Source organism: Halomarina pelagica (assembly GCF_024228315.1).
GTDB lineage: Archaea > Halobacteriota > Halobacteria > Halobacteriales > Haloarculaceae > Halomarina > Halomarina pelagica.
On record NZ_CP100454.1, the window covers coordinates 306,717 to 320,733 of the forward strand.

The window sequence follows — 14,017 nt, forward strand, 5'->3', positions numbered from 1 at the left end:
GAGACGAGACACCTCAACCGCAGGTTAAATATGGATACGTCCTCACCTTACCCACCATCCATAGTGCTCTCGAACCCTGACGACGAAGATCCTGAAGCGGTTCGCCGAGCGATTCATCGTCGTAGTGAAAAGCTGAAACAGCAGGAGTTAGAGCGAGCGTTCAACAGGCTTACCGCACGGAGTGACCTCACGCAGGAACAGAAAGAAATCCTTACGCAAATGGCATCAGAAATCGTCGACGGTATCTTGGCTACGCCGGATTCGATGCTGGAATGCGCATCAGAGTCCGACGGTATCTCGGTGCAGACGGCGATCGAACTCTTTGATCCTAATCGATAATCACTCCATAGGGCGGATATTCCACTAGGAGAAAGCATGTACGACAACGTACTCATTCCGACGGACGGTAGTGACGGAGCGACAGTCGCGTTCGATCACGTACTCGAGATCGCTGACACACATGATGCGACGGTTCACATCCTCAACGTGGCAGATACGACTCGGGACAGCGTCATCCAGATACAGGGCAACGTCGTCGACGCGCTCGAAACAGCGGGTGAAGAAATCGTTCGTGACGCCGCTACCCGCGCTCAACAGCGTGGGATTTCCACGAAAACTGACGTTCTACAAGGAGAGCCCTATAGCACGATCATCGACTACGCCGAGTCACGCGATATCGATCTCATCGTTATGCCGACCCACGGACGTCGGGGGCTTGAACGATTCCTGCTCGGCAGCACTACCGAACGTGTTGTTAGGCGGGCAGAGGTCCCCGTGCTTACGATTCGCTTGGGCGACGACGTCAGGGTTACGTACCCGTATCAGACGGTGTTGCTACCGACCGATGGAAGTGACTGTGCGAGGGGAGCACTCGAAACAGGAGCTAATGTGGCGAAAGCGGACGGAGCCACACTCCAACTTCTGTCCGTCGTCGATGTCACGAGTTTCGGGGCGGATGTTCACATCCAGATGCAGGTCGAGTCCTTCGAAGAGCGTGCGAACGATATCATCAAGGAGGCAACCGAAATCGCAGAGGATACTGGCGTCGAATCCGTTGCTGGCTCAGTCGAACTTGGCACATCGATTCATCGTACGATCCTCTCGTATATCGAGGATACCGATGCCGATCTCGTCGTCGTCGGGACCCATGGGCGAACTGGGTTCGAACGGTACATGCTTGGAAGTGTTACCGAGAAACTCGTACGAACGTCACCCGTTCCCGTGTTGACCGTTCGAACGCCGAAACCAAAGTAATGTACGTGCCGTAGAACTCATCCGAGTATCGAGTGACCTGTCTCTTTCTGTTTGCAAACGACGAATCCAGCGCATCTAGAATCCTGGATGTTCTAGGCCAGGATTCGGCGGAGTCGATCGACGCATTTCAAAAGCGATTCGAGAATTGATCTGTTCTCCGTTTTAATTCTCTGAAATTACCTGCCACCGAGTTTTCAATGAACACCGAGGGCCTCGATCTGTTCCTGATACCGATTTCGAATTGTAACCTCCGTCACCTGAGCAACAGTGGCTACCTCGCTCTGTGTTCGTTTCTCATTACACAACAGCGAGGCTGCATAGAGAGCGGCCGCGGCAAAGCCAGTCGGCGATTTCCCGGAGAGCAATCCCTTCTTAGCCGAGACATCGATGATTTCTCGTGCTTTTACTTCGACCTCTTCGCTGACCCCGAGTTCGGAAGCAAATCGTGGCAGATACTGTTTCGGATCAACGGGTTTCATTTCGAGTCCGAGTTCCTGTGCGAGATAGCGATAGGTACGGCTAATTTCTTTATACGGGACACGGGATACCTCAGCTACTTCATCGAGACTCCGTGGAATGTCTTCCAGGCGGCACGCTGCATAGAGAGCGGCCGTCGAGACGCCTTCGATCGAGCGCCCCCGGATGAGGTCCTCGCTGAGCGCACGCCGATAGGTGACGCTCGCAACTTCTCGAACCGAGCGTGGGACGCCCAGCGCGCTCGCCATTCGGTCCATTTCTGAGAGCGCGAACTGAAGATTTCGCTCGCCGGCGTCCTTCGTGCGGATCCGCTCTTGCCACGTCCGTAAGCGGTGCATCTGACTCTTCTTCTCTGAGGAGATCGTGTGGCCATAGGCGTCCTTATTTTTCCAATCAATCGTCGTTGTAAGTCCACGATCATGTAGCGTGTTCGTCGTCGGTGCCCCAACACGCGACTTACGGTCGCGCTCTCCCTGATTGAACGCCCGCCACTCCGGTCCACGATCCACCGTCTGCTCACCAACCACGAGACCACAATCTTCACAAACGAGTTCCCCCTGATCAGCATGGAAGACGAGTACAGCAGAACTACACTCTGGACAGGTATCTGTGCGGGTTTCCTCGTCCACTGACTCGTCTCTTTCATAGGCCTTTTCTGGCTGCCGAGACACGCGCTTCATACGATCCATTTTCTTAGTGGTATTATCAAGGCTCGGGCGAGGGCATCAACCGGCACTCCAAACGGTATTGGTGGCGTGATTCCGTCTTCGGTGAGATCTGTGGGTCGGGAGCGAATGGATCATCGTGTACGGTGAGCGTACGTAGTCGTGAAGCGCCACGGCAGATGTCCTTTGCGTACCACGCAAACAATTTTGTCGTCTCTTCGTAGGCGATTTGAGCAGTGGAAGCGGACACGCTTCCAACGTGGTGGAGCGTATCGGCCTCACGCTCTCGAACGAACACTTCCCACCGGTTTCGATAGTATTACGTGGATACTCACTGACGCGATACTGGTCCGGTTTTTCCACCATAGAGGATGTGTGGAAGATGGCCCGAACACCCTTCTCCCGATGATGTTCGGTCGAGAAGCTACAGGATTGCCGCGATATCTTCAACGCGTGGTGTCTGATCTGATGACTGCGACGCTTACAGTCGGGATACTAACGGTGAGTCTCGGCTTCTATCTCTACGGGTCATGGCTCATCATTACTGCATCACCCGTGACATGGACGATTCTCCGCCGACATCTCTGGTACATTTCCATCGGGTTGGCCCTTACGACTATTCCGCTACTCAGCTGGATGCTGCCTCGATTATTCTTTCGATTCGGAGGAATCCTCACTGTCCATGGGTTTCTTGGCCTCCAGGCGTACGCCTTTCTCCTGTTCGCAGTCTGTGGAATCGTCCCGATCGTTCAAGCGAAGTGGCGTCACGATCTATACGCCGAATCCAGCTCGGAAGTGGCGTTAGACGACCTGCACGAGAATATGAGTGCGTGGCGGCTCCGACTGCGCATCGGAGTCGTTGGATACCTCTTGTTTTGGTTTCTCTCGTACATTCTCGGTCTTGCGTACTACATTAACCGGTATCTGCTTTGGCGGTTGTAGCCGTCAAACTATCACTCAGAGCAGCCGACCTGACCTCAGACCCCGGTTTCGTGGGAAGCTGAGCGTACACCTCACATTAAACGGCAGAGGCCGTTCAGTCCTCGGTCCAGTACATGATATTCTCTTTTTCGATCCCACAGTTCGGACAGCTATCCGGGAACCCCTCGTCGATCTCACCCATCTCGCCACAGTTGGTACACCGCCACATAAGCTCGGCCTCGCCGAATCCGTGCCCCGAACGGGCGTGTTCAATGCTCAGACGCTCCACTCCCTCTCGCGTCGAAACGAAGAATCCAGCCTCGGCGATACCTCGGGCCTCCCCGAGAACCTCTCCATCGCTATTGTAGACGGTCTCTCCCAGTCTGACCGCCACTGTTTGTTGCTGACTCTCCTCATCTTCGGGTGTTTCACCGTGACCACTCATACCGTGTGATTCGGACACGAGACCTTTCAAGGCTTCTACCTGCTAGAATTCGGTTTCGGATAAGCCAGCAGTGTTTCGTAAGAGATCAACTACTGATAGAGCCTCCAACAGCGGAATCGGAGAGGATAGGTTGGAGTTAGTTCATCACTCATAGTTCTCAACACGAATATGTTCGTACTGATTCCCGTCTTATAGGAAACAGCTCAGCCTGCTATATCTGCTGTATTCGTAGGATTACCTGTAACCATGACTACGCGACAACCAGCAATGAGTCAGGGTGTTTCACGGCGGGCAGTACTTCGCGGCGCCGCAGGAGCAGCGACGACCGCGGTTGTTCTCAATGCTGCAGCGCCTGTCGCGGCGCAGACAGGCACCGAACCTGATTACGGTGGCTGGTTCGAGAACGTGGACAACTACGACGGTACGATCGACAAAACCGGCCAGAAACGGGTTACCATCACGGTTGGTGCTGAGGGCAACGGCGGGAGCTTCGCGTTTAATCCTGCCGCCGTCCGCGTTGATCCTGGGACGACGATCGTCTGGGAGTGGACTGGAAAGGGTGGCGTCCACAACGTCGTTGACGAGGCCGGCGCCTTCGAGAGTGAGATGGTCGGTGAGGCCGGGCACACGTTCGAGTACACGGTCGAATCTAATGGCATCATCAAGTACGCCTGTCAGCCGCACAAAACGATGGGGATGAAGGGTGCGATCGTGGTCGGAAATCCTGCCGGTGCTGGTGGAGGTGGGAACACACCAGCAGGTGAGGTAGCTGAACCAGACTACGGTGAGTGGTTCAACAACGTGAGTAACTACGAGAAAACGGTGGATAAGACCGGACAGCAGGAAGTGACAATCACCGTCGGTGCAGAGGGGAACAACGGGAGTTTCGCCTTCGATCCGCCCGCAGTCCGGATCGATCCTGGAACGACCATCGTCTGGGAGTGGTCCGGAAACGGCGGCGCCCACAACGTCGCAGCGGAAGACGGGAGCTTCGAGAGTGAAATGACTGGCGATGCAGGATTCACATTCGAACAAACGTTCGAGGAGACGGGAATCGTAAAATACGCTTGCGTTCCGCACAAGACGATGGGGATGAAAGGTGCCGTCGTCGTAGGCGGATCACAAGCAGATGGAGCAGCAAACACGAGTTCTGATACCGGTGAGATCCTCGCCATCGGTGGCGGTCTCGGACTCGTCGGTGTGCTGATGGCGATGTTCGTGTTCGGAACGCGCAGTAAATCACGCAGGTCGACGCAGAAATCTAATCGCTAGGACATTACGTCCTCTTGGTCAGACTCTCCGGTCTGTATGATACTCAGACTTCTGGTTTGTCTCAATTCTTCCGAACATATTCGGATAGAGAGGTCATAAACTGCAGGATGAGTGACGCAGGATATCAGGGTGTGGATTCCAGGACACCGCCATCGTTAGGATCGGAGGCAGCGGCGAAGATGTTCGGAGGAACCATCACCCGTTCTCGACGGCTATCGGCTAGTGATGCCGACGGTAGAATACCTCAGTCAGTCGAGATCAAGATCAGATATAGCGCCAAGTACCTTGACCACTTACAAAACCGCGTAAGTTGAGAGAGTAGATCATGCGCGTCGAATTCAATCGAGATACGTGTATCGGGATATACAACTGCGTCGCCGAATGGGAGAAATTCCAGAAGGACCTTGAGGAAGGGAAGGCCGATCTCGTGGGAAGTGAGGAAATTGACACAAACATCTTCGTCTTGGAAGTCCCCGAAGGAGAGGAGTTCGAAGCGGAGATGGCGGGACGCGTTTGTCCCGTGGATGCGATTACCGTTTATGACGATGAAGGGAATCAAACCGTCCCTTAAAAGCGAAATCGCAGTGACGGCCACCCTCAAGCAGACAAACTGACAAAACACAAAATGATTGTCGTCGAAAACCGAGTCCAGATCGCCGAATCGCACGCTGAGACGTTCGTCCAGCGACTCAAAGACAGCTTCGGGATCGAAGAACTGCCGGGATTTCTCGGACTCAAGCTGCTCGCCCCCGTCGACGCAGAGACGTATATCACGATGACCTTCTGGGAATCAGTGGAGGATTACGAAGCGTGGAAGGATGGCAAAGCGTACGACCGAGCTCATACCGATCGATCACCGGGAGAGGTGTTCACTGCCCCAAACGAACTCGAAATTCACGAAGTCGTGGTTGAACGGGGCCCAGAGTAGCTGAAAGCGCGTATGTCGACGCCGACGGAAGGCGAACAGGTTCGGGATGAAACCTACGCTCCACGACATCGAACAGATCTTTATGTCAGGCTTCCCGTCACCGTTCTCCGGTTCCGGCGACGACATCTTCGACGAGTACGACGAGTTCGTTCCTGAGCATATCCCCGAGTTGGGACCGTTCATCGAAGACCACGACGTTCTCACTGACGAGTGCCACATCTCGTTCCACGAACTGACGAAAGAGTTGTTCGAAGAGCGCGGCGTCTACGACATGACGTTCGGATATAATCTCGCCCAGCTCAACCTCGACCATCGGCATCCGGGCGCAGGGTATCGATATGCCGAACAAACCGATGAGCCGGCGGTACTCCGAGCGGAGTTTACGCCGACGACGCCGTTCTGTCCGCAAAGCCACACGCTCACTATGGGTTCGTTTCGCGCATGGAATGGACTGAGTGAGCGACACAACTACGACCTCGTTCGGGTGCGCGTCCATCCTATGCATCACAAGAGCGCGGCGATCAACGCCCAACTCGAAGAACTCGAGGAGAAATATCTCGAGACCGGCTCCGTAACGGTCGTTCTCGAGAAGGGTGATGAAATCGGCTCGAACCCGATGGAACGGGCGATGCGGGAAGAGGGGCCGAGCCGAGGTCCACAAGCCCCGTTCTAAGGAAACCGGCTCATTGCTTCCGTGATTTCACGTGGCGAGGCATATCTCCGCTGGATGAGCTCGTACCTCACACTGATGCACACACGGATCGTCAATGTGCTCGTATAGGCGACGAATACCGTTTTCGGGGAGCTGCTGGCCGATGTCGTACGCGGTTTCTCGATCGAGTTCGGCCCCTAGGACCGAGCAGAAAAATTGGGTCACGATGCACTGTCGCCGAGCGAAGCTGGTTGCAACCAGTTCGCCGACTTCCGTGAGCGTGGCACCGCAATGTTTCTCGTACTCGATGAGCGAATGGTCGGCAAGTTTCGAGAACATTTCCGTCACGCTCGCCGGGTTCACGTCGAGGTACGCTCCCAGGTCGCCGGTTCGCACAGGGCCACCATCCGTTCGAAACAACCAGTAGATGCCAGTCAAATACCGACCCGCCGAGGGACTTAGGTCTACCTCGACCGTCCTGATGGACTGGTGTGAATCTACACCATCTGTAAGTGAGGACATTGCTGAACGCGAATTGGTACTCACCTGTACGTAGAAAGCTTCGCTCCGAATGTGTTCGCCTGGAATACTATGCTATTCATCAACGGACATCCTCCATACGGAGTCGACCGATGAAGTCTCTGGGCCGTAGGCCGTTGAGAAATTAATTTTGTCAGGAGGTCGAGTCAATCCCGAAATAGGGTACATTGCGTAGTGCGATGGCCCTCTTCACTCAGAACGCTTCGACGTGTGGTCGAAGGTCGAGTTCGAGCGTCCAGGCGCTCGAGTCTTGCTCGACGAGGTGCCAGTAGTTCTCAGCGATCGCAACGGGATCGAGATATGCCGCCGAATTGGTATCCTCAACGTCAGGAGTGCGGATCTGGCCATCGATGACGACGTGGGCGACGTGAACTCCCTGTGGACCGAGTTCACGCGCCATCGACTCGGCCATACCGCGGACGGCGAACTTTGCCGCCGAAAAGCCGAGTGCACCCTCACGGCCCCGCATGGCAGAGGTCGCCCCGGTGAAGATGATCGTCCCGCCCTCGTTACCGAGCATATCTGGGACGGATTCCTTGGCGCAAAGGAATCCTCCGCGCGGGCCGACCGTCATAGCATTATCGAACTCCTCTACTGAAAGGTCGATTATTCCGTTCCAGGCACCGCCGCTTGCGTGGTTGACGAGCACGTCGACCGGGCCAAACATCTCTCGAACCGACTCGAACGCGTGGGTTACGTCTTCAGCATCAGTGAGATCCGTCTGGACGGCCAGTCCCGTCCCCTCGGTGTCGTCGAGGTCAGCCGCGAGGTTCTGGATGTAGGATTCCGTACGGGCCAAAAGAGCGACCCGACAACCTTCGTGGGCGAACTTCTGTGCAATCGCCGCCCCAAGCCCTGGACCGACACCAGCGATAACTGCGGTACGTGGCATATCCAGAAGGTTGAACGCCGGCAGGATAGTCTTTGACGACAATCGGGTATTATTCCTGTTCGATTCAAGGTACGGAACGATAACAGGTACGGGGTGAAACCGCGACAAAACCAGAACACGTTCGGGTGAAGACTACTCAAATTCCCAGATACTAGTATCGGTCGAGGGTATAGAAATCCGATGATTTTCCCATATACGTCGTCCAGCCGAATACGATACGAACGACCCGCGGCGTGGAAATCCTACAACGGAGCCACCGACACGCTCCAATTCTATATCAGAATACAAGTCGGCGGGGCGTGTCGATGACGGCTGCGACGGTATCGCGATGGGCACGCCGATACGTCATCGTCAGTGCTCTGTTCCTCGTCGTCTGGCAGGGAGGGGCACTCGTCGGTTTCCCGCAACGGACGGAAGTGCTGCTGGGAATCTTCGGATTCGTTCTCCACATGGTCTTCGGGAAGGCGTACTCGCTCATCCCAACGTATTTCGATCGGCAGCTAACGGTTGCTCGCGCGCCGATGGTGCAGTTTCCACTTACAGTCGTAGGAACGGGCTGTCTCGTCGGTGAATCACGTGGAATCGGGCCGAATTGGATCGGGACTGTCGGGGCAATCTTGTGGGGCGTTGGCGTCGCAGTGTTCCTCGGTGCGCTCCTATGGACGATCCGTGATAATCTGACCGGGCGTGAATCCGCGACGGGAGAGTCAAACGCAGACCGACGACCGATCGATCGCCTCGCAAATGGCTTCGTTCCTGTTGCTCTCGGTTATTTGGCCTTCGGCTCGTACGAGACTATCGCAATCTACACTGGCCTTCCAGCGCTCTTTGACGGGTACTTCCCGCGCGTATCACACCTGCTCGCCGCGGGGACAGCCGCAATGCTGATCTTCGCTCTCGGATTCCGGTTGCTCCCTCGATTCCTCGTTGCGTCACCACCGAAAGCACTCGTCACCGTCATCCTGCCCGCTGGCGCGTTCGGCCCGGCGTTACTCGCGGGGTATCTCGGTGGCGGTCGCTGGTTCCAGCTCGGAGCCGTCACCCAGGCAACCGCAGTAGTTGGCTATGCTCTCACGTACAGTATCCTCTTTGCGCGTTCGGATCGCCGACGCGTTGGTTTCTACGGCGTGCTTGCGGGAGCGGGAAGCGGTGTATTCGGTGTAGCACTCGGATTATCATTCGCATTCGGCCATTCGACGTCGTCGCTGGTGCTCACGCATTTTCGGCTAAACGTACTCGGCTTCCTCGGACTGACCATCATTGGCGTCGCCTACCAATTCTATCCCCCGGCTGTCGGAGCGCTTCGCGGAGCATCTGATCGAACCGCACTCGGTTCCATCGGGAGCCTCACTGGAGGCCTTCTGCTCCAAGTAGTTGGCCTCATCGGGCAGCTGGCGTCCATACTACAAGTCGGTGAGGTACTGACGTTCATTGGCGCGATGATGTACGCGTACGTGATCGTCGCCGTGTTCCACGCGCGCTAATTCAGGAAGGCGAGCGTCCGCCTACTCTTCGACTGGTGCGAAGACGACGACGGCCGTACTATCCTCGATTGCGTGCGGTGAAATTCCATGCTCACCGCTAAATCGGATGAGATCTCCTGGTGCGAGGGAATACGTTTCGTCGTCGAGAGACAGGTCAATCTCGCCGGTGAGAAGGTGGAGTACGATATTGGTGCCGGGATGCTGATGTGCCGGGATTTGCTGATCGGCTTCTAGCTGTAGCCGGACGGTTCGAGGCGAGCCGTGGTCGAACACCTCCGCGTGTGGCGTCTTTTCCAAGTCGTTGAGGTTTGTGATCTCAGGCATGGGTGATTCGAGTTGAACGGGTATGGTTTCTGGCGTCACTCACAGTTGATCGTTCACCATATGCCTGCCTTCGCCTTTCTCCGAATATGTTCGGCAGATACGTTGTCACTGTCCCTCGGATGGTGGTTCTCGTGGCTCAGGTGCACGGTTCTGTTCAACCGGTCCAGACGTAGACATGAGGATGCCTCGAAGCCCGTACGGGCTGTGATCGCGGATTACGAGCAGCATGTTGACGACGAAGAGGCCGAAGCCAGCCGTCGCCGAGAATCCGCCAATAACCAGCACGATGGCCGGGAGTGTAAACCAGTCAGCGATGACAATTAGCCCCGTCCCGATGACAATCGCACCGAAGTCAATTGATGCGATGCGTGCGTTGTAGAGATCGTCGATCATCGGCACTGGTTCGTAACCGAGTAGGTCGCTGTAGCGGTGGACCCAGATGATGAACGGGACGATGTGGTAGAGCGTTCCCAGTACGACGAAGCCGATGATACCGAGTACGAGCAGGTGAACGGCTCCAGGCGCGCCGAATAGTGTTGCTCGGGTAAGCGGGTCAGTGAGCCACGCCGACGCCGTGAGCAGTGCCCAGATCGCCATCACTGGAGCGACGACCGCGTACCGCGATAACATCGGCGTCCAGTCGACCTGCGTCTCATAGAGGCGGCGAGCCAGAATCACACTGAATGCGAATAGACTGATGACCACGAGAAGTCCCCCGACGCGAGCGAGCATTTCCATGGAGAAGAAACGTCCGAGTGCCAAGGCGATGACGCCGATCGGGTATCCGACTTCCTCAATCCGCTGGAAATACTCGTCGATACCGTGCAGTTTGGTCTGCGTGAACATCGTTCCGAGCTGGTAGAGCGCCCCGAGCACGGTAGTCAGAACAGCCCCGAATACGGCGAGTGTCGCGTGAGTCATGACAACGGTTGACCGAGAAATGTCGAGCTGACTGAAAACGGGGTACGTGAAATCGATTGCGAGGAGGTAGCCGAGCACAGTGAGCACTGCGAAGTAGCCGAGTGCAAGTGCGAAGTGACGTTCGGTGACGTCGAGCGAGTCGATCGTGAGGAGCGTCCGACCGATGTTATAGACGAAGACCCAGAAGCCGGCGACCATGAACCCGCCAAAGACGATGAGCCACGAGAGGGAACCCCAGAGCAACGTGGCGGCGAAGCCGAGCAAACCGATGGCGACGAGCCAGAGTTGTCCGACTGCAAGTCGGCGTGAGTGTAACTCCGCGCCGGACCAAACCGGAACGAACTGCGTCATCGCGCCCATAATGGTAATACACACCCACCCCGCGAGCAGTAGGTGGACGTGGGCAAGTGTCCCGAGTCCGGGAAGGAGATTCAGGGCTCCGAGAACGCCGGCGACACCACCGAACAACAGAAAGCCGAACCCGATCACGAAGTGTCGAAGCGGAATCGTCATCGGCGGCTGTTGATCAGTCTCTAACCCACCCGGGATAGCGCTCATAGCATTCGGTACGGGTCGTGTCCACCTCTCCCTAATTCCGAAGATGTTCGGGACGACGTCCGCCCGAACTGTGCGAGGTAGTTCGAGAGACGCCAGAGGCGTCTCTCGTCATCACGAAAATCTCCAATTTTCGGACAACCGGCCTCGGAAGAAGAACGAAGTGAGTATGCCGGCGCTGACCGTCTCTACGTACATACCGTGTGCACTCAGCCGAACATCTCCGGACGTAGTCCTTTGCGATTCGCGTCCGTAGGACTAGCTGCCAACAGAACAAATGAGGGACGAATACGACGAGTTACAGGAGCAAACTCACAGGAGGTACTGGGAACGCGTTTCAGCCGACCAGATAGAGCCTCCGATTCAGGTTGGACTCCCGTACGTCGAACTCAAGCTTGAACATCCGGATGTCGAGCCCACCCAGTTTAGTAATTCGTTCTTCCCTGATGTGGTTCCCTATCAAATTGGCGCGGAACATCGTATCTTCTACTGGCGATCGGCTCTCTCTGCCGGTCATGCGCCTCTTGCGCAATGGGCCGGAGTCTGCGCGACGGCACATAGAGTAGAGCCTATCACGACAGGGAAATCGATGGCTCCAACGCTCGTGACTACCGCTGACGCCACGCATGTGGTCGTCGTCGACGGGATTATTGGAGGCGAGTCCACGGAAGCTATCCTTTCACAGTACGAGCCACCGAGAATTTTGGTCGATCGAGTAACTGCCGATGCGGTGGTACTCGATACACCGGCCGGTCGACGCCGAGTTTCCAGCGGGAACCGCGAGCAGATTGAACTCCTACCGCAACGCGTACGTGTCGGAGACAGCAAGAAGCGGATCTGCGTTACCCCACAGCTTCATATTCGGTATCCGGGGCAACGAGTCGTGTATCATCCAGCACCAGACGCAACGTACGCGTTGTTTCCCTCGTTCGGATTGACACTCGATGACGTTCCTAATCCAGTTTCGATTCCGCAAACGGGAGACGATCTCGATGACACTGCACTCACGGCAGCATTCGGTGTCGATCTGTCAGCACGACCGTATGCCGAGCGAGTGCTCTGGCAGGCATTTGCGTACACAAGCTTTAGCCCCCACCGAGAGTCGCCGCCGCAACTCGCTCAGCTCGACTCCGGGCTACTCGCTGTCCTCAATCCAAGCTGACTGAAGACAGACGTACTCAACTAACCAAACCATTCTAGGAACGAGAACTAGCATCATCAAGAAGCTGCGTTCCTGCCTCCGTAAGTTCGTATACGCCGCCACCGAACATGGCAATGTAGCCCTGATCGTGAAGAGAACTACACTGGAGGTCGACCTCAACAGGGTGCATCTCGAGTCGGGTGGCGATCTCCACTACCTGCAGTGGTCCATCCGTATCGAGGAGATCAAGAACGGCCGTTCCTACGCCATCCATCTGTATACATTCAGTTTGTCGTGGGTGTCGATTTGGCATGGTGATCGAAATTAGCTGAATTCGGCGTTTGTTGCATTTGTTCCGAGGTCAGGCGAATTCATCATCAGCTTGCGCTTCGAGGAGTTCTTGATAGCGATTCCGGATTGTCACCTTGCTCACTTGCGTTACGTCGCTGACTTGCTGTTGGGTCACGGACTCATTCGTGAGATGTGATGCGGCGTAGACCGCGGATGCAGCGAGTCCGACGGGACTTTTACCACTGTGCAGGCCCAATGACATCGCTGTTTCGAGGAGATCCCGTGCGACGCGTTCTGATTCTGCACTGAGTGTGAGCTCCGAGTTGAATCGACTGACGTAGGTTGTGGGATCAGTTGGCTCGATTCCCAGCTCCAGTTCTTGGACCAGGTACCGATAGGCACGCTGGATCCGGAGCTTCTCGACCCGGCTGACGTCGCTTATCTCGACCAGACTTCGAGGGATACCAGTTTGGCGGGCCGCACCGTACAGACACGCCGTCGCTATGCCTTCGATCGAGCGACCGGGCAGGAGTTCTTCCTCGAGTGCTCGTCGATACAGGACGCCGGCGGTCTCCCGGACGATTTCCGGTAATCCAAGTGCCGCGGCCATCCGATCGATCTCGCCGAGTGCCTGTTTCAGATTCCGCTCTTGGTTACTCTTCGCGCGGAAGCGCTCATCCCAGACGCGGAGTCGCCCCATCAACTCACGTTGGCGTGTATTCAGCGACTTCCCGGATGAATCTTCATTCCGCCAGCCGATCGTCGTGCTCAGTCCTTTATCGTGGAGACGATTCGTGGTCGGTGCACCAACGCGACTGCGAGATTCCTTTTCCTCTTGGCTGAACGAACGCCACTCAGGTCCGCGATCGACGAGTTCGGCGTCGACAACCAATCCACACGACTCACAGAGCTGTTCGGCGCGCTCGGGATCATAGATCACATCGGCGTCGCACTCCGGACAGACCAACTCGGTGACCCCATCCTCTGATGCGGTACCACGTTCGGTAGTGTCCGTCCGATCGTGACTACGGATTTTGTACATTGATCTGATGGTTCACGGATTGCTGTGGTGGCTTTCTGCATCAGGAGACGATGAACGGTTCCTGACGGAGCAGTACTGTTTGGTCATGACTAGCACGGAATCTGTGAGCGGAGGGGAAGTAGTGCCTGTCCGATTCCCAACTTCTGGGAATCACGTACGTAGAAACCGAACATGTACCGGAGAACCATCATGGACTCCTACCAGTAACGCTCA

At 56.0% G+C, this 14,017-nt stretch carries 16 protein-coding genes; 8 read left to right on the top strand and 8 right to left on the bottom strand.

Annotation, left to right across the window (positions count from 1 at the left end):
* Positions 1-63: 63 nt before the first annotated feature.
* Entirely contained in the window at positions 64-339 is a 276-nt protein-coding gene (locus tag NKI68_RS01605) for a glutamyl-tRNA reductase (RefSeq protein WP_254544936.1), read from the top strand.
* 36 nt (positions 340-375) lie between these two features.
* Positions 376-1,254 carry a universal stress protein gene (locus NKI68_RS01610; RefSeq protein ID WP_254544937.1) on the top strand — a complete coding sequence of 293 codons (879 nt, stop codon included), beginning with the start codon at positions 376-378 and terminating at the stop codon, positions 1,252-1,254.
* Positions 1,255-1,448: 194 nt separating this feature from the next.
* Here NKI68_RS01610 and NKI68_RS01615 read toward each other — a convergent pair whose 3' ends face one another.
* Both NKI68_RS01615 and NKI68_RS01620 read right to left on the bottom strand, forming a co-directional pair.
* Positions 1,449-2,411, bottom strand: coding sequence for a transcription initiation factor IIB (locus tag NKI68_RS01615; RefSeq protein ID WP_254544938.1), 963 nt, complete (start codon positions 2,409-2,411; stop codon positions 1,449-1,451).
* A 25-nt stretch (positions 2,412-2,436) separates the two neighbouring features.
* Positions 2,437-2,694, bottom strand: coding sequence for a hypothetical protein (locus NKI68_RS01620; protein WP_256562668.1), 258 nt, complete (start codon positions 2,692-2,694; stop codon positions 2,437-2,439).
* A 170-nt stretch (positions 2,695-2,864) separates the two neighbouring features.
* Here NKI68_RS01620 and NKI68_RS01625 point away from each other — a divergent pair, with 170 nt between their 5' ends.
* Positions 2,865-3,338, top strand: coding sequence for a DUF7321 family protein (locus NKI68_RS01625; RefSeq protein ID WP_368410906.1), 474 nt, complete (start codon positions 2,865-2,867; stop codon positions 3,336-3,338).
* Positions 3,339-3,432: 94 nt separating this feature from the next.
* Here the strand turns inward: NKI68_RS01625 and NKI68_RS01630 are convergent, their stop codons facing one another.
* Entirely contained in the window at positions 3,433-3,762 is a 330-nt protein-coding gene (locus tag NKI68_RS01630; RefSeq protein WP_254544939.1) for a DUF7130 family rubredoxin-like protein, read from the bottom strand.
* 246 nt (positions 3,763-4,008) lie between these two features.
* Here NKI68_RS01630 and NKI68_RS01635 point away from each other — a divergent pair, with 246 nt between their 5' ends.
* The 4 genes from NKI68_RS01635 (at position 4,009) to NKI68_RS01650 (ending at position 6,635) form a co-directional block, all read left to right on the top strand.
* A complete protein-coding gene (locus tag NKI68_RS01635; protein WP_254544940.1) occupies positions 4,009-5,034 on the top strand; it encodes a halocyanin domain-containing protein in 1,026 nt (341 codons plus the stop codon).
* A gap of 325 nt (positions 5,035-5,359) precedes the next feature.
* Entirely contained in the window at positions 5,360-5,605 is a 246-nt protein-coding gene (locus tag NKI68_RS01640) for a ferredoxin (protein ID WP_254544941.1), read from the top strand.
* Between the two features lie 54 nt (positions 5,606-5,659).
* On the top strand, positions 5,660-5,962 hold the full coding sequence (locus NKI68_RS01645) for an antibiotic biosynthesis monooxygenase family protein (protein ID WP_254544942.1): 303 nt from the start codon (positions 5,660-5,662) through the stop codon (positions 5,960-5,962).
* Positions 5,963-6,044: 82 nt separating this feature from the next.
* The gene (locus tag NKI68_RS01650) at positions 6,045-6,635 is read left to right on the top strand and encodes a DUF7998 family protein (RefSeq protein ID WP_254546467.1); all 591 of its coding nucleotides are present in this window, start codon (positions 6,045-6,047) and stop codon (positions 6,633-6,635) included.
* A 27-nt stretch (positions 6,636-6,662) separates the two neighbouring features.
* On the opposite strand, the gene NKI68_RS01655 is transcribed toward NKI68_RS01650, so the two are convergent.
* Together NKI68_RS01655 and NKI68_RS01660 are read right to left on the bottom strand one after the other, a co-directional pair.
* Positions 6,663-7,136 (bottom strand): metal-dependent transcriptional regulator, encoded by a 474-nt coding sequence (locus NKI68_RS01655; protein WP_254544943.1) that lies wholly within the window; start codon positions 7,134-7,136, stop codon positions 6,663-6,665.
* Between the two features lie 211 nt (positions 7,137-7,347).
* Complete coding sequence (locus NKI68_RS01660) at positions 7,348-8,046, bottom strand: SDR family NAD(P)-dependent oxidoreductase (RefSeq protein WP_254544944.1); 699 nt, start codon at positions 8,044-8,046, stop codon at positions 7,348-7,350.
* Positions 8,047-8,351: 305 nt separating this feature from the next.
* Between NKI68_RS01660 and NKI68_RS01665 the strand changes: the two genes are divergently transcribed.
* Positions 8,352-9,530: a hypothetical protein gene (locus NKI68_RS01665; protein ID WP_254544945.1), complete on the top strand. Its 1,179-nt coding sequence runs from the start codon at positions 8,352-8,354 to the stop codon at positions 9,528-9,530.
* A 21-nt stretch (positions 9,531-9,551) separates the two neighbouring features.
* On the opposite strand, the gene NKI68_RS01670 is transcribed toward NKI68_RS01665, so the two are convergent.
* The 3 genes from NKI68_RS01670 to NKI68_RS01680 all read right to left on the bottom strand — a co-directional run bounded on the left by NKI68_RS01670 (position 9,552) and on the right by NKI68_RS01680 (position 13,804).
* A complete protein-coding gene (locus NKI68_RS01670) occupies positions 9,552-9,854 on the bottom strand; it encodes a cupin domain-containing protein (RefSeq protein WP_254544946.1) in 303 nt (100 codons plus the stop codon).
* 105 nt (positions 9,855-9,959) lie between these two features.
* Positions 9,960-11,333 (bottom strand): hypothetical protein, encoded by a 1,374-nt coding sequence (locus NKI68_RS01675; protein WP_254544947.1) that lies wholly within the window; start codon positions 11,331-11,333, stop codon positions 9,960-9,962.
* Between the two features lie 1,499 nt (positions 11,334-12,832).
* The gene (locus NKI68_RS01680) at positions 12,833-13,804 is read right to left on the bottom strand and encodes a transcription initiation factor IIB (protein WP_254544948.1); all 972 of its coding nucleotides are present in this window, start codon (positions 13,802-13,804) and stop codon (positions 12,833-12,835) included.
* Positions 13,805-14,017: the final 213 nt, after the last annotated feature.

What these genes read in the sequence shown, in the direction of transcription:
- NKI68_RS01610 (WP_254544937.1), top strand. Translation starts at nt 376, where the DNA reads ATGTACGACAACGTACTCATTCCGACGGACGGTAGTGACGGAGCGACA.
- NKI68_RS01615 (WP_254544938.1), bottom strand. Translation starts at nt 2,411, where the DNA reads ATGAAGCGCGTGTCTCGGCAGCCAGAAAAGGCCTATGAAAGAGACGAG.
- NKI68_RS01625 (WP_368410906.1), top strand. Translation starts at nt 2,865, where the DNA reads ATGACTGCGACGCTTACAGTCGGGATACTAACGGTGAGTCTCGGCTTC.
- NKI68_RS01630 (WP_254544939.1), bottom strand. Translation starts at nt 3,762, where the DNA reads ATGAGTGGTCACGGTGAAACACCCGAAGATGAGGAGAGTCAGCAACAA.
- NKI68_RS01635 (WP_254544940.1), top strand. Translation starts at nt 4,009, where the DNA reads ATGACTACGCGACAACCAGCAATGAGTCAGGGTGTTTCACGGCGGGCA.
- NKI68_RS01640 (WP_254544941.1), top strand. Translation starts at nt 5,360, where the DNA reads ATGCGCGTCGAATTCAATCGAGATACGTGTATCGGGATATACAACTGC.
- NKI68_RS01645 (WP_254544942.1), top strand. Translation starts at nt 5,660, where the DNA reads ATGATTGTCGTCGAAAACCGAGTCCAGATCGCCGAATCGCACGCTGAG.
- NKI68_RS01650 (WP_254546467.1), top strand. Translation starts at nt 6,045, where the DNA reads ATGTCAGGCTTCCCGTCACCGTTCTCCGGTTCCGGCGACGACATCTTC.
- NKI68_RS01655 (WP_254544943.1), bottom strand. Translation starts at nt 7,136, where the DNA reads ATGTCCTCACTTACAGATGGTGTAGATTCACACCAGTCCATCAGGACG.
- NKI68_RS01660 (WP_254544944.1), bottom strand. Translation starts at nt 8,046, where the DNA reads ATGCCACGTACCGCAGTTATCGCTGGTGTCGGTCCAGGGCTTGGGGCG.
- NKI68_RS01665 (WP_254544945.1), top strand. Translation starts at nt 8,352, where the DNA reads ATGACGGCTGCGACGGTATCGCGATGGGCACGCCGATACGTCATCGTC.
- NKI68_RS01670 (WP_254544946.1), bottom strand. Translation starts at nt 9,854, where the DNA reads ATGCCTGAGATCACAAACCTCAACGACTTGGAAAAGACGCCACACGCG.
- NKI68_RS01675 (WP_254544947.1), bottom strand. Translation starts at nt 11,333, where the DNA reads ATGAGCGCTATCCCGGGTGGGTTAGAGACTGATCAACAGCCGCCGATG.
- NKI68_RS01680 (WP_254544948.1), bottom strand. Translation starts at nt 13,804, where the DNA reads ATGTACAAAATCCGTAGTCACGATCGGACGGACACTACCGAACGTGGT.